Source organism: Stenotrophomonas nematodicola (assembly GCF_009467805.1).
Lineage (GTDB): Bacteria > Pseudomonadota > Gammaproteobacteria > Xanthomonadales > Xanthomonadaceae > Stenotrophomonas > Stenotrophomonas nematodicola.
Map to the genome: position 1 here is coordinate 73768 of NZ_WIAY01000005.1, position 13178 is coordinate 86945.

Annotated in this window: 15 protein-coding genes and 1 tRNA gene; 4 read left to right on the top strand and 12 right to left on the bottom strand. The window is 67.3% G+C overall.

The features are described from left to right. Positions 1 to 58 precede the first annotated feature (58 nt). Positions 59 to 328 carry a peptidase gene (locus GDJ08_RS14840; RefSeq protein WP_165699822.1) on the top strand — a complete coding sequence of 90 codons (270 nt, stop codon included), beginning with the start codon at positions 59 to 61 and terminating at the stop codon, positions 326 to 328. Positions 329 to 346: 18 nt separating this feature from the next. On the opposite strand, the gene GDJ08_RS14845 is transcribed toward GDJ08_RS14840, so the two are convergent. The 3 genes from GDJ08_RS14845 to GDJ08_RS14855 all read right to left on the bottom strand — a co-directional run bounded on the left by GDJ08_RS14845 (position 347) and on the right by GDJ08_RS14855 (position 2678). Next, entirely contained in the window at positions 347 to 589 is a 243-nt protein-coding gene (locus GDJ08_RS14845) for a hypothetical protein (RefSeq protein WP_153165171.1), read from the bottom strand. A gap of 71 nt (positions 590 to 660) precedes the next feature. Continuing rightward, a complete protein-coding gene (locus GDJ08_RS14850; protein ID WP_153165172.1) occupies positions 661 to 2007 on the bottom strand; it encodes a sensor histidine kinase in 1347 nt (448 codons plus the stop codon). Continuing rightward, on the bottom strand, positions 2004 to 2678 hold the full coding sequence (locus GDJ08_RS14855) for a response regulator transcription factor (protein ID WP_017355257.1): 675 nt from the start codon (positions 2676 to 2678) through the stop codon (positions 2004 to 2006). Before GDJ08_RS14855 ends, GDJ08_RS14850 begins: the two co-directional genes overlap by 4 nt. Before the next feature lie 112 nt (positions 2679 to 2790). Here GDJ08_RS14855 and GDJ08_RS14860 point away from each other — a divergent pair, with 112 nt between their 5' ends. The 3 genes from GDJ08_RS14860 (at position 2791) to GDJ08_RS14870 (ending at position 5013) form a co-directional block, all read left to right on the top strand. Then, positions 2791 to 3579 carry a MipA/OmpV family protein gene (locus GDJ08_RS14860; protein WP_229296532.1) on the top strand — a complete coding sequence of 263 codons (789 nt, stop codon included), beginning with the start codon at positions 2791 to 2793 and terminating at the stop codon, positions 3577 to 3579. Between the two features lie 115 nt (positions 3580 to 3694). After that, a complete protein-coding gene (locus tag GDJ08_RS14865) occupies positions 3695 to 4117 on the top strand; it encodes a hypothetical protein (protein WP_153165173.1) in 423 nt (140 codons plus the stop codon). Between the two features lie 122 nt (positions 4118 to 4239). Continuing rightward, on the top strand, positions 4240 to 5013 hold the full coding sequence (locus GDJ08_RS14870) for a transporter (RefSeq protein WP_153165174.1): 774 nt from the start codon (positions 4240 to 4242) through the stop codon (positions 5011 to 5013). A gap of 73 nt (positions 5014 to 5086) precedes the next feature. On the opposite strand, the gene GDJ08_RS14875 is transcribed toward GDJ08_RS14870, so the two are convergent. The 9 genes from GDJ08_RS14875 to thrS form a co-directional block, all read right to left on the bottom strand. Beyond that, positions 5087 to 5163 (bottom strand) — tRNA-Pro (locus GDJ08_RS14875). Positions 5164 to 5230: 67 nt separating this feature from the next. After that, entirely contained in the window at positions 5231 to 5587 is a 357-nt protein-coding gene (locus GDJ08_RS14880) for a MerR family transcriptional regulator (protein ID WP_017355261.1), read from the bottom strand. Then, on the bottom strand, positions 5568 to 5867 hold the full coding sequence (locus tag GDJ08_RS14885) for an integration host factor subunit alpha (RefSeq protein WP_005410432.1): 300 nt from the start codon (positions 5865 to 5867) through the stop codon (positions 5568 to 5570). The genes GDJ08_RS14880 and GDJ08_RS14885 overlap by 20 nt, the downstream gene beginning before the upstream one ends. Before the next feature lie 25 nt (positions 5868 to 5892). Further along, on the bottom strand, positions 5893 to 8274 hold the full coding sequence (pheT, locus tag GDJ08_RS14890) for a phenylalanine--tRNA ligase subunit beta (protein WP_153165175.1): 2382 nt from the start codon (positions 8272 to 8274) through the stop codon (positions 5893 to 5895). 81 nt (positions 8275 to 8355) lie between these two features. Further along, on the bottom strand, positions 8356 to 9351 hold the full coding sequence (locus tag GDJ08_RS14895; protein ID WP_017355263.1) for a phenylalanine--tRNA ligase subunit alpha: 996 nt from the start codon (positions 9349 to 9351) through the stop codon (positions 8356 to 8358). A 195-nt stretch (positions 9352 to 9546) separates the two neighbouring features. Continuing rightward, positions 9547 to 9906, bottom strand: a complete 360-nt coding sequence (rplT, locus tag GDJ08_RS14900) for a 50S ribosomal protein L20 (protein WP_017355264.1) — start codon at positions 9904 to 9906, stop codon at positions 9547 to 9549. Between the two features lie 10 nt (positions 9907 to 9916). Beyond that, positions 9917 to 10114 carry a 50S ribosomal protein L35 gene (rpmI, locus tag GDJ08_RS14905; protein WP_017355265.1) on the bottom strand — a complete coding sequence of 66 codons (198 nt, stop codon included), beginning with the start codon at positions 10112 to 10114 and terminating at the stop codon, positions 9917 to 9919. A 423-nt stretch (positions 10115 to 10537) separates the two neighbouring features. Further along, positions 10538 to 11077 carry a translation initiation factor IF-3 gene (gene infC / locus GDJ08_RS14910; RefSeq protein ID WP_026070650.1) on the bottom strand — a complete coding sequence of 180 codons (540 nt, stop codon included), beginning with the start codon at positions 11075 to 11077 and terminating at the stop codon, positions 10538 to 10540. A gap of 48 nt (positions 11078 to 11125) precedes the next feature. Next, complete coding sequence (gene thrS, locus GDJ08_RS14915) at positions 11126 to 13030, bottom strand: threonine--tRNA ligase (protein ID WP_017355267.1); 1905 nt, start codon at positions 13028 to 13030, stop codon at positions 11126 to 11128. Positions 13031 to 13178 lie beyond the last annotated feature (148 nt).

Below are 13178 nucleotides of genomic sequence, written 5' to 3' on the forward strand. Positions count from 1 at the left end.
AGGATCGCGGGCCCGCAGGGCGTTACCCTGCGGCCATCGCCCCCCGGACACCGCCCCGATGAGGACTGCCCTGTCGCTTCTGTTGTCCTGCGGCCTGCTGGCCGCCTGCTCGCCCGCGGTGCCGTCAGCGCCGCCCTCGCCCCCTGTTGTCGGCGGCGACCGCGACAGCCACGGCTGCATCGGCTCGGCCGGCTATCGCTGGTGCGCGCGCAGCGGCCAGTGCGAGCGGCCGTGGGAGCTGGCCAAGGCACAAGGCCTGGACAACACGCCTGCGGCGATCGACGCCTACTGCGCCAGCCCGGCAGCGAAAACGCCGCAACCGCGCTGAGCGGTCACGGCCTACGGCTCAATCGCCCTTGTTCTTGCCGCTGAAGTCCAGCGGCTGGTCACTGCCGCGCTTCTCGCTGGACCACACCTGGATGCTGTCGCGGCACCGGCTTTCGCGCCGGGCCACCTGGTCGGGCAGTTCCTTGACCAGCGGCGAGTCCTCGCACTGCGGCGGGCCGGCAACGTCATCGGTGGTCGCACAGGCTGACAGCGACAGCACGGCGGCAACGGCCGCAGTACGTACACACAGGGACAGATTCATGCAGCCTCGCCAGGAAAGGGGGAACCCGACCGATTCTTCGCCCCCACGCCGGGCGCTTCGCCTGCCATAGGTCATGGCAACGCGCTGTCCAGCGGCAGCCGCATGCGGAACCGCGCGCCGCCGGTGGCCGCCTCCACCACGGCGATGGTGCCGCCGTGGCGATGCACGATCTCGCGTGCCAGGTGCAGGCCCAGCCCGCTGCCGCTGCCGCTGGGACGCAGCCGGTGGAACGGTTCGAAGATCGATTCACGCTCGGCCAGCGGCACCCCGGGGCCGTCATCGCTGACACACAGCTCGGCGGCGGGGTCCAGCGCGATCTCGATGGTGCCGCGGCCGCCGCCATGCGCGATGGCGTTCTGCACCAGGCTGGCCACCACGCGGTGCAGCGCATGCGGGTCGCCACGGACCCACACCGGCTGCGACGGCGCGTCCACCGAGAACGCATAGCCGGCGTCGACCACCAGCGGCGCCACGTCGCCGGCCACGTCGCCGGTCAGTGCGGCCAGGTCCACCCGCTGCGACTGGCTGGCATGGTGGTCCAGGCGCTGCAGGTCCAACAGCTGTTCGGTGATGTTGCCCAGCCGGCTCAGGTCCAGCTGCAGGCGTGCGCGCTCGGCACCTGCGGGCAGGTTGGCGATGCGCGTGGCCAGAATCGCAATAGGCATGCGCAGTTCGTGCGCGGCGCCGGCCAGGAAACGGTCCTGCGCGTCGTAGCTTTCGCCGATCCGCCGCACGGCTGCGTTGAAGGCGTCCACCAGCGGGTAGATCTCGGCCGGCACCGCACGCGTGTCCAGCCCGGTGCCGCGCTCGGTGACCTGGATCGCGGCGGCCTGCGCGGCCACGCGGTTCACCCCGCGCAGCGAACGATGGATCACCCAGGGCGCGGCCACCAGCGTGATCACGATCAGCGGGCCGGCGATCCAGCCCCCGAGATAGCGCATCACCACCAGCATCTGCCGCCACAATCCGTGCTGCGGCATGCCGCCCATCATCACGTGCACGCGGTCGTCGCCATGCTCGCCCACCATCACCCGCACGGCGAGCTCATCGCCACGGGTGCGGGTGCGGACGTCGGTGGGTTCTATGTGCTGAAGCTGCTGCACCAGCGACCGGTAGACAGGCGGCACGGTACCGTGGGTCAAGCGCCGTCCCTGCTCATCGGCGGCCACGAACCAGAAGCCCGCCGGGCGATCACGGCTCACCGCATTCACCGCCACCCAGTCCACGCGCAGCGCGTCGTCGTGGACCTGGATCGCATCGGCCAGGGTCTGGCTCAGGTTCCAGTCGATGTAGGCCGCGCTGCGGTCGCCGTACGCCAGCACCAGCGCGCCCAGTGCGATGGCCACCATCGTGATCTGGATCAGGCAGATCTTCCAGGCCAGGCTGAAGGACAGCGAGCCGGGCTTGAGGAACTTCATGACGCCTCCTTCAACAGATAGCCGATGCCGCGCATCACGTGCACCTCCACGCGCGCATCGGCTTCGGCCAGTGCCTTGCGCAGCTTGGACACGTGCGCGTCCAGCGCGTTGGACTGGATCGCATCGTCGAAGCCGTACACCGCTTCGAGCAGCGCCGCGCGCGCCACCGTGCGTCCCTGGCGCAGCGCCAGCGCTTCAAGCACCAGCAACTGCCGTCGCGGCAGCGCGAGCAGTACACCGTCCACGCTGGCCTGGCGCGCCACGAAATCAAACTGCAGCCGCCCCAGCGCCAGTTCAGGCAATGCGATCTGCGAGGGCCGCCGCGAGATCGCACGGATGCGCGCCAGCAGCTCCTCGACCGCGAACGGCTTGGTCAGGTAATCGTCCGCACCGACGTCCAGCCCGGTCACCCGGTCGGCGACCGATCCGCGCGCGGTCAGCATGATCACCGGCAGGTTGGCGATCAGTCCGCGCGCCACCTGCACGAAGCCGGCACCGTCGCCATCGGGCAGTTGTCGGTCCAGCAGCAGGATCTGGTGCACGCCGGCGCGCAGCGCTTCGGCGGCCTGGGCCATGCTGCCCACCACGTCCACGACCATGCCGTGCCGGCCCAGGCTCACCTGGATGGCGCCGGCCATTTCCGGGTCGTCTTCGAGCAGGAGGATGCGCATGCGGGATACGGGGGGCGAGCGGGGGGCTCGATGGTACCGCGCGATCCAGCGCAACGTTCCGACAATGTAGGCCGTCCATCCTGTCCGCTGATCCTCCCCCCGCGACAGGTACATGCAGCTCCGTCTTCCCGCTCTCCCGCGTCATCCGGCCGCCACCCTGCTGGCACTGCTGCCCTTGGTGGCCGTTCCCGCCGCCCAGGCCGGGGACACCGCCCCGGCTCCCAAACGCACCAGCGTCGGAGTGGCCGTGGTGGCCCTGAAGTCGCCCTACGCCGGCTACGACACCGATACCATCCCCGCGCCGCTGATCAGCTATGAAGGCAGATCGTTCTACTTCCGCGGCGGCGCGGTGGGCTACCGCCTGGTCAATCAGGGTGGCACGGAGCTGTCGGCCACGCTGTCGCCGTACATGATGCGCTTCAAGCACCGCGACACCGACAACCCGCAGCTGCGTCAGCTCTCCAACCGCAGCCTGTCCGGCATGGCCGGTCTGGCCTGGCGCCACAGCGCCGACTGGGGCGTGGTGCAGGCCAGCGCCGAGGCCGAGGTCACCGGCCACGGCGGCGGCGTCGCTGCCGATGCGCGCTACAGCTACCCGCTGCCGGTGGGCAAGGTGCGGCTGATTCCGGGCGTGGGCGTCAACTACGCCAGCAGCAAACTCAACGATTACTACTTCGGTGTCAGCCAAGCCGAAGCGCTGCGCAGCGGCCTGGCCCGCTACGAGGCCGGCAGCGGCGCGTCGCCGTACATGGATGTCACCGTGGTGATGCCGCTGGGCACGCACTGGACCGGCACCGCCTCGCTGCGCCGCAGCCGGCTGTCCGATGCGGTGCGCGACAGCCCGATGACGCGCGGCGACCATATGGATTCGGCGGCCGTCTCCCTCAGTTACGGCTTCTGACCATGCCCGGGGGACCCGTACGTCGTATCACCGGACGCGCTCTGCAGATCGAGCCGGACCGCCGCGCCGTCATTGAATGGATTCTGTATTCCCCCGCCCGCCACGGAGTCGACCGATGAACCCGAGCAGCAAGATCACGCATGCGCCCCACCCGGGCGTACCCGTTCCCGCGACGGAGGCCAGCGCGGCCGCGGTGTTGCGCTTCGACGACGCCGTGCGCCAACGCATGGCCATCGACCCGATGGCCTACGGCCGCTTCTCGCGCGCCTACATCGCCACGCTGCTGGACGCGTCGCGCTCGGCGGCCACCGGCGCGCACACCCGCTGCGTTGAACCGGACTGGATCAGCGCCCGCCGTCGCTGGCTGCACGAGCGCCTGCAGCAGCATCCCGAAGAAGGCCGCGACCCACGCCTGATCGCGGCCCGCTACGCCGCCGACGGCGTATGGCTGCAAAGCGCCTGCACGGGACGGCCCGCCGCCGGCGACACCGACCGCGTCCTGCACGCCCTGATGGCAATGACGCGACCGGCACACTGAGCGAGGCGGCCGCATCGCCGCCGCGCCCTGCACATCCGCGCGCGGCCGGAGTGTGCATACTCCCGGCCGTGTCCGCCGCCGGCGGACGGTCCGTGGTTCCGCTGCCTGTCCGGGAGTTGTCGATGCGCCTGCCTGTTGCTGCATGCCTGCTGTTGTTCGCCGCCACCGCCCATGCCCAGGGCAGCGACGACACGCAACCGCCGTCGTTCGATCGTCCCGGCATCGGCTTCTCCACCGACACTGTGCCGCGTGGCGCGCTCGCGCTGGAACTGGGCCTGCCCAGCCTGGAACGTGATCGCGACGCCGACGGCGTGCTGAGCACGCAGTACAGCAGCGACATCACCCTGCGCATGGGCCTGGCCGAACGGCTGGAGCTGCAGGCCTTCGCCACGCCGTGGAACCGGCTGCAGCTGCGTCCGCGCGGCGGCCCCACCCACACCGAACGCGGTGCGGGCGATGCCGGCCTGGCGCTCAAATTCGCCCTGCCCACGGGATCGGACCGGCACAGTGTGGCCCTGCTCGCCAGCAGCACATTCGCCACCGGCGACCGCGACTTCTCCGAGGGCGGCACACAGTACGCGCTCGGGGCCAGCTACGAATACACCTTCAACGACCGGTGGAGCGGCGCGCTGTACGCCAACGCAGTGCGCGGCGCGGGCGCGGACGAATTCACCTGGTCGCCCAGCCTCAGCGTGGCGCTCACCGACACGGTCAGCAGCTATGTCGAACTGGGCTTCACCAACAGCGACGGCGACCCCTCCACCGCCATCGCCGGTGCCGGCGTGACCTGGATGCTGCGCCCGCGCGTGCAGCTGGATGCCTCGTTCGATGTCGGCCTGGACAACGCCAGCCCCGATCTGCAGGCCGGGCTGGGCGTGTCGTTCTACTTCGACTAGGCACGTTGGAACAGCGTCCAACGAAAAAGGGCCCGCACATCGCTGTGCAAGCCCTTGTTCTGATCGCCAACAATGGTCGGGACGGCCGGATTTGAACCGACGACCCTCTGCCCCCCAGGCAGATGCGCTACCAGGCTGCGCTACGCCCCGATGATGCTGGCAATGTCCCCGCCTTGCAGCGGGCCGACGAGTATAAACGATCCGATCGAAAAAGGGTTCAGCGGCGCAGCAATTGCAGCACTTCTTCCAATTCCATCCGCGTCTGCCTGATGATCTGGTTGCTCAGTGCCGATTCGTCGCGCGCGCCGGCGCCTTCCAGGCGCAGCCGCGCGCCGCCGATCGTGTAGCCCTGTTCGTAGAGCAGGCCGCGGATCTGGCGCACCATCAGCACGTCGTGGCGCTGGTAGTAGCGACGGTTGCCGCGCCGCTTGGCCGGCTCGAGACTGGGAAACTCGGTTTCCCAGTAGCGCAGCACGTGCGGTTTGACATCGCACAGCTCGCTGACCTCACCGATGGTGAAGTAGCGCTTGGCCGGTATCGGCGGAAGTTCGCGGTTACTGCCCGGATCCAGCATATGCCTCCACCCTTTCCTTGAGCTTCTGGCCCGGACGGAAGGTGACCACCGTGCGGGCGGAAATAGGAATTTCCTCGCCGGTCTTGGGATTGCGACCCGGGCGCTGGTTCTTGCGCCGCAGGTCGAAATTGCCGAAGCCGGAGAGCTTCACCTGACGTCCCTGTTCCAATGCCTCTCGCAACACATCGAAGAACGCGTCGACAAATTCCTTGGCTTCACGCTTGTTCAGACCGACTTCGTCGAACAGCTTTTCGGCCATCTCAGCCTTGGTCAATGCCATTGCCTGCTACCCCCATGCTTCCCGCTCAACCACGGATCCGGGCGTGGTGTTCACGCTCCATGACAGTGACCGCCTCGGCCACTACCGAATCCACGTCGCGGTCCGTCAGAGTGCGCGACTTGTCCTGCAAAATCAAGCCCATAGCGAGACTCTTGAAGCCTGGCTCGACCCCCTGCCCGACGTACCGGTCGAACAGGATGACTTCCCGCAGCAGCGGCCCGACGGCCCGGCGCAGGGTTGCCTCCAGGTCCGTCCAGGCGGCCGCTTCGGGCACCAGGAAGGCCAGGTCGCGGCGCACCGAGGGGTAACGCGACAGCTCGTTGGCACGCGGCAGGGCGCGGGCGGCCAACGCCGCCAGGTCCAGCTCGAAGGCGTACACGTCCACGTCGATGTCCAGCGCCTTGGCCAGGCGCGGGTGGACCTGGCCGATCCAGCCCAGGTTGACGCCGTCGCGCAGCACCTCGGCTGACCGTGCCGGGTGGCCGTAGGGGCGCTGCGACGGCTGGAAGGTCAGTACCGCGCCACTGGCGGCGGCCAGCGACTCCAGGTCGCCCTTGAGGTCGTGGAAGTCCACCTTGCGCGAAGCGATGCCCCACTGCTGGGTATCGGCGTCGCCACAGATGGCCGCAGCCACACGCTGGGTTTCCAGCGGTGCCGGCTGGCCCTCGCCGGCCTGGCGGTGGAACACGCGGCCCAGCTCGAACAGGCGCACGCGGCCCAGCTGGCGGGCGGCATTGCGCCCCAGCGTGGCGACCAGGCCCGGCAGCAGCGACGGGCGCATCACGGCCAGTTCGGCCGACAGCGGGTTGGCCAGCGGCACCAGCGCCTCGGCGAGCTGCCACTGCGCGAGCAGGTTGGCGTCGACGAAGGCGTAATTGATGGTTTCCTGCAGGTCGCGGGCCACCAGCTGCCGGCGGGTGCTGAGGTCGTCCAGTCGGGTCTCACTGGGCATCGCCACGCGCGAGGCACCGCCCGGCAGCGTGGTCGGGATGCGCTCGTAGCCGTGAATACGGGCCAGTTCCTCGATCAGGTCTTCTTCAATGGCGATGTCGAAGCGACGGCTCGGCGCGGTGACCTGCCAGCCCTCGGCCGCGGCGGTCACGTCCATGCCCAGCGCGCGCAGGATCCGCTCCACGTCGGCATCGGCGATCTGGATGCCCAGCACACGGGCGATGCGCGCGCGGCGCAGGGTGATGGCAGCGGTTGCCGGCAGGTCGCCGGCATTGACGGCTTCGGTCACCGGTGCCGGCGTGCCGCCGGCCAGGTCCAGGATCAGACGGGTAGCGTACTCGACCGCCGTACGCGGCAACGCCGGGTCCACGCCCCGCTCAAAGCGGTGTCCGGCATCGGTATGCAGGCCCAGCTTGCGGCCGCGGCCCATGATGGCGGCCGGCGCGAAGTGCGCCGCCTCCAGGAACACGGCAGTGGTGTCGTCGGTGACACGGGTATCGAAGCCGCCCATCAGGCCGGCCAGCGCGACCGGACGGTCCGCGTCGGTCACCACCAGGAAGCTGTCGTCCAGCGCGGCGTCGCGGCCGTCGAGCAGTTTCACGGATTCGCCGGCGCGCGAACGGCGCACGCCGATGCTGCCCTGCAGGGTGTCCAGGTCGTAGGCGTGCATCGGCTGGCCCAGTTCCAGCATCACGTACTGGGTGATGTCCACCAGCAGCGACACCGGCCGCACGCCGCTGCGGCGCAGGCGCTCGGCCATCCACAGCGGGGTTGCCGCGCGCGGGTTGACGCCTTCGATGACGCGGCCAACGAAACGCGGTGCCTCGGCGCCGGCCTGCAGCGCAATGGTCAGCTCACGGCTGCCCACGGCCGCGACCGGTGCGGCATCGAACGGCACCACTTCGCTGGCGCACGCGGCGGCCACGTCGAAGGCGATGCCGCGGATGCTGAAGCAGTCGGCGCGGTTGGGGGTCAGCTTGATCTCGATGCTGGCGTCGGGCAGGCCGAGGTACTCCACCAGCGACTGGCCGACCGGCGCATCGTCGGGCAGCTCGAACAGACCCGAGGCATCGCTGTCCAGGCCCAGTTCCCTGGCCGAGCACAGCATGCCGTTGGAGGCCACGCCGCGCAGCTGCGCCGGCTTGATCTTCAGCTCGCCGATCTGCGCACCAACCATCGCCAGCGGTGCAACCAGCCCGGCGCGCGCGTTCGGGGCACCGCAGACGATCTGCAGGTGCTCGCCCTGCCCTGCGTCGACCTGGCAGATCTGCAGGCGGTCGGCTTCCGGATGGCGTTCGGCGGACACGATCCGCGCCACTACCACATGTTGCAGGCCCTCGCCCAATGCATCGACCTCTTCCACTTCGAGGCCGATGGCGGTCAGCACCGCGCCGAGTTCATCGCGCGAAACGGTGGTCGGGACGTGGCTGCGCAGCCAGTTTTCAGAGAATTTCATGGTGTCACCCTGGTGGGCCGGCGCATGCGCCTGGCCGTAATTCAACAATCGTGGTGCCGGGCGCTGCCCGGCATGCCGTCATCAGGCGAATTGCTTCAGGAACCGCACATCGTTCTCGAAGAACGCGCGCAGGTCGTTGACCCCGTAGCGCAGCATCGCGAAACGCTCCACGCCCAGGCCGAACGCGAAGCCGGTGTAGCGCTCCGGATCGATGCCCACGTTGCGCAGCACGTTCGGGTGGACCATGCCGCAACCGAGCACTTCCAGCCAGCGGGTGCTGCCGTCGGGCTGCTGCCAGGCGATGTCCACTTCGGCGCCGGGTTCGACGAACGGGAAGTAGCTGGGGCGGAAGCGCATCTCGAAGTCGCGCTCGAAGAAGGCGCGCACGAACTCGGACAGCGTGCCCTTCAGGTCGGCGAAGGTGGAATGCTCGTCGACCAGCAGGCCTTCGACCTGGTGGAACATCGGCGAGTGGGTCTGGTCGCTGTCGCTGCGATAGACCTTGCCGGCGGCGATCATGCGCAGCGGCGGCGCGTGGTCGCCCATGTAGCGCACCTGCACACCGGAGGTATGCGTGCGCAGCAGGCGGCCATCGCCGAAATAGAAGGTGTCGTGCATCGCACGCGCCGGGTGGTGCGGCGGGAAGTTCAGGGCTTCGAAGTTGTGCCAGTCGTCTTCGATTTCCGGACCTTCGGACAGTTCATACCCGAGGCGGCCGAAGATCTCGGTGATGCGCTCCAGGGTACGGGTGACCGGATGCAGGCCACCACGTTCGTCGCGGCGCCCCGGCAGGGTGATGTCGATCGCTTCGGCGGCCAGGCGCGCGTCGAGCGCAGCGTCTTCCAGCACGGCCTTGCGTTCGCCCAGCGCGGTGGTCAGCGCGTCGCGGGCACGGTTGATCGCCTCACCGGCGGCCTTGCGCTCGTCGGCGGGCAGTGCGCCGAGCTGCTTGAGCTGGGCGGTGATGCTGCCGCTCTTGCCGAGCAGTGCCACGCGCAGGGCTTCCAGCGCGTCCGGGCTCTGGGCAGCAGCCACGTCGGCCAGCGCCTGGGTGGTCAGGGATTGGATGTCACTCATGGATAGCCGGAGCCTCGCGTCGGTATGCCATCGCGATGCGCGTCGGGCCGACCCCCGTCGCCACCGCTGTCGAGCGATGGCACCGGGAGGGCCATCGCCAACACAAAAAAGAATGGGGAAGGACTTGCGCCCTTCCCCATGCATTTGCCTTACCCACAGCCGTTGCGCGTGAACGGCAACGGCAGGGGAATGGACTTATGCCGCCAGTGCGCCCTTGGCCTTTTCGGCCAGTGCAGCAAAACCGGCTGCGTCGTGCACGGCGATGTCAGCCAGAACCTTGCGGTCTAGGGTGATGCCGGACTTGAGCAGGCCATTCATGAAACGGCTGTAGCTCAGGCCGTTGATGCGGGCAGCCGCGTTGATGCGGGTGATCCACAGCGAACGGAAATTGCGCTTCTTCTGCTTACGACCGATGTAGGCGTACTGCTGTGCCTTGATCACGGCCTGCTTGGCAACGCGGAAGACCTTGCGGCGAGCGTTGTAATAACCCTTCGCCAGGGTCAGGATTTTCTTGTGACGGCGACGCGCCTGTACGCCACGCTTTACTCGTGCCATGGGTCAGTCCTCAGAGGTAGGGAAGCATACGGTTCAAACGGCCTGCGTCTTCTGCACGAACATGGTTCGTCTGACGCAGATTGCGCTTCCGCTTGGTCGACTTCTTCGTGAGGATGTGGCTACGGTTGGCGTGGCCAGCCTTGAACTTGCCGGAGGCGGTCTTGCGGAAACGCTTGGCCGCCGCCCGGTTGGTCTTGATCTTGGGCATTGCAATGTCCTTGATGGTGTTTTGTCACTGACCAGGGCGGTGGCATTGCCACACTTTCCGTCCGTGCCCTTGCCTGCTTGTAAGCCCGGGATCCCCACTGGGAACCAGGCCGGTCCTGTTGCCGTTGAAAAGCGTGAAACCGTTCAAAACAGCACCCCCGCAATACGGGGCCGCCCATTATGCCCGCGCAGACAGACACTTGCAACCGATTGATTGAACGGGCGTTTGGCGCGGGTGCGCGAACCTGAAGGGTGTGGACACCGCGCAGGGGGCGGCATCCCGCCCTGTCTACACAGAGCGGCTGAAGGCGCCGTTGGCGCCCCCTGCCTTTCACGCGAACCGACTCTGCCGGCAGCGGCGGCGGGTTCAGCCGGGCATGGCCCGGCGTCCACCCACGCGGTCGGGCGCAGGCCCGACAGCCGGTTACTTCTTCTTCGGCGCGATCATCATCACCATCTGCCGGCCTTCCAGGCGCGGACGGGACTCAATCACGATGTCCTCACCCAGATCGGCTTCGATCCGGTTGGCCATTTCGCGACCCAGTTCCTGATGGCTCATTTCACGACCACGGAAGCGGATGTTGACCTTGATCTTGTCGCCCTCTTCCAGGAACCCGCGCATCTTGCGCAGCTTGATCTGGTAGTCGCCTTCATCGGTGACCGGGCGGAACTTCACTTCCTTGATCTCGACCTGCTTGGTCTTCTTCTTGGCCTCGTTGGCCTTCTTCTGCGCTTCGAACTTGAACTTGCCGAAGTCCATGATCTTGCACACCGGCGGATCAGCCTGCGGCTGAATCTCGACCAGGTCCAGACCTTCGTCTTCGGCCATCGACAGCGCTTCGTCACGCGTCAACACGCCAATCATTTCTCCGTCGCTGCCGATCACGCGTACGCGCGGCACCCGGATTTCCTGATTCTTGCGGTTCTGTTTGTTGTCAGGGGTACTGATATTGCAATCTCCCAGAGGAATCAAACCGGCCCTGAGCGGATCATCCGCAGGGCCGGGACTTTCTTACACGGACTGTTCTGCCTGCAACCGCTCGATGAAGGCCTGGACGGACATGCTGCCCAGATCTTCGCCAGAGCGCGTACGCACGGCCACGGCGCCATTTTCCTTCTCACGGTCGCCAACCACCAGCAGGTACGGGACCCGCTGCAGCGTATGCTCGCGAATCTTATAACCGATCTTCTCGTTGCGCAAATCGGCGTTTACCCGGAAGCCTTGATCTGCAAGGGTTTTCCGGACCTCGGACACGTATTCAGCCTGCGCATCGGTGATATTGGCCACCACCACCTGGATCGGGGCCAGCCAGGACGGGAAGGCACCGGCGTGGTGTTCGATCAGGATGCCGATGAAGCGCTCCATCGAGCCCACGATGGCCCGGTGCAGCATGACCGGGTGCTTCTTCTGGCTGTTTTCGTCCACGTACTCGGCGCCAAGGCGGCCGGGCATCATGAAATCGACCTGCATCGTGCCCAGCTGCCAGGTGCGGCCGATGGCGTCCTTGAGGTGGTACTCGATCTTCGGGCCATAGAAGGCGCCCTCACCCGGCAGTTCCTGCCATTCCACGCCGCAGCTGCCCAGCGCCGAGCGCAGCGCGCCCTCGGCCTTGTCCCAGGTGGCGTCATCACCGAGGCGCTTTTCCGGGCGCAGCGCGATCTTGATCTGGATGTCCTCGAAACCGAAGGTCGTGTACACCGCCAGCGCCTGCTGGTGGAACGCGGTCACTTCGGCTTCGATCTGCGACTCGGTGCAGAACACGTGGCCGTCGTCCTGGGTGAAACCACGCACGCGCAGGATGCCGTGCAGCGCGCCGGACGGCTCGTTGCGGTGGCACGACCCGAACTCGCCGTAGCGGATCGGCAGGTCGCGGTAGCTGTGCAGGCCCTGGTTGAACACCTGGATGTGACCCGGGCAGTTCATCGGCTTGACCGCGTACGTGCGCTTCTCCGACTCGGTGAAGAACATGTTTTCCTGGTAGTTGTCCCAGTGGCCGGACTTCTGCCACAGCGAGACATCCAGGATCTGCGGGCAGCGCACTTCGCCATAGCCGCTGTCGCGGTACACCTTGCGCATGTGCTGCTCGACCACCTGCCACAGCGCCCAGCCCTTGGGGTGCCAGAACACCAGGCCCGGCGCCTCTTCCTGCAGGTGGAACAGTTCCTGCTGCCTGCCGATGCGGCGGTGATCGCGCATCTCGGCTTCCTCGATGCGCTTGATATACGCCTCGAGCTGCTTCTTGTCGGCCCACGCGGTGCCGTAGATGCGCTGCAGCTGCTCGTTCTTGGCATCGCCGCGCCAGTACGCACCGGAAATGCGGGTCAGCTTGAAGGCCTTGAGGAAGCGCGTGTTCGGCACGTGCGGACCACGGCACATGTCCACGTATTCCTGGTGGTAGTACATGCCCATCGCCTGGATGTCATCGGACATGTCCTCGATCAGGCGCAGCTTGTAGTCCTCGCCACGCGCCTTGAAGATCTCGATGACCTCCGCACGCGGGGTCACCTTCTTGATCACGTCGTAGTCCTGCGCGATCAGCTCGCCCATGCGCTTTTCGATCGCGGCCATGTCCTCCGGCGTGAACGGGCGCTCGGCGTAGATGTCGTAGTAGAAGCCTTCGGCGATGACCGGGCCGATCACCATCTTGACGTCGGGGTAGAGCTGCTTGACCGCATGACCGACCAGGTGGGCACAGGAGTGGCGGATGATCTCCACCCCCTCCTCGTCCTTGGCGGTGATGATGCGCAGGCTGGCATCGTGGTCGATGACGTCGCTGGCATCGACCAGCACGCCATCCACCGAACCGGCGATGGTGGCCTTGGCCAGGCCGGCGCCGATCGACTGGGCGACGTCCATGACACTGACGGGGTTTTCGAACTCACGGCGGCTGCCGTCGGGGAGCGTGATGGCGATCATGAATAGGCTTTGGCTGGTGGGCCCGCCGCGCGGGCCGAAGGTACGGAATCAGGGGAATCGGCAATAAAAAAGCGCCACGAAGGCGCCTGCGTCAGGGGCCGTCGGGACGTTCAGCGGTGGGCGGTGGTAGTGCTCATGTCACACGCTA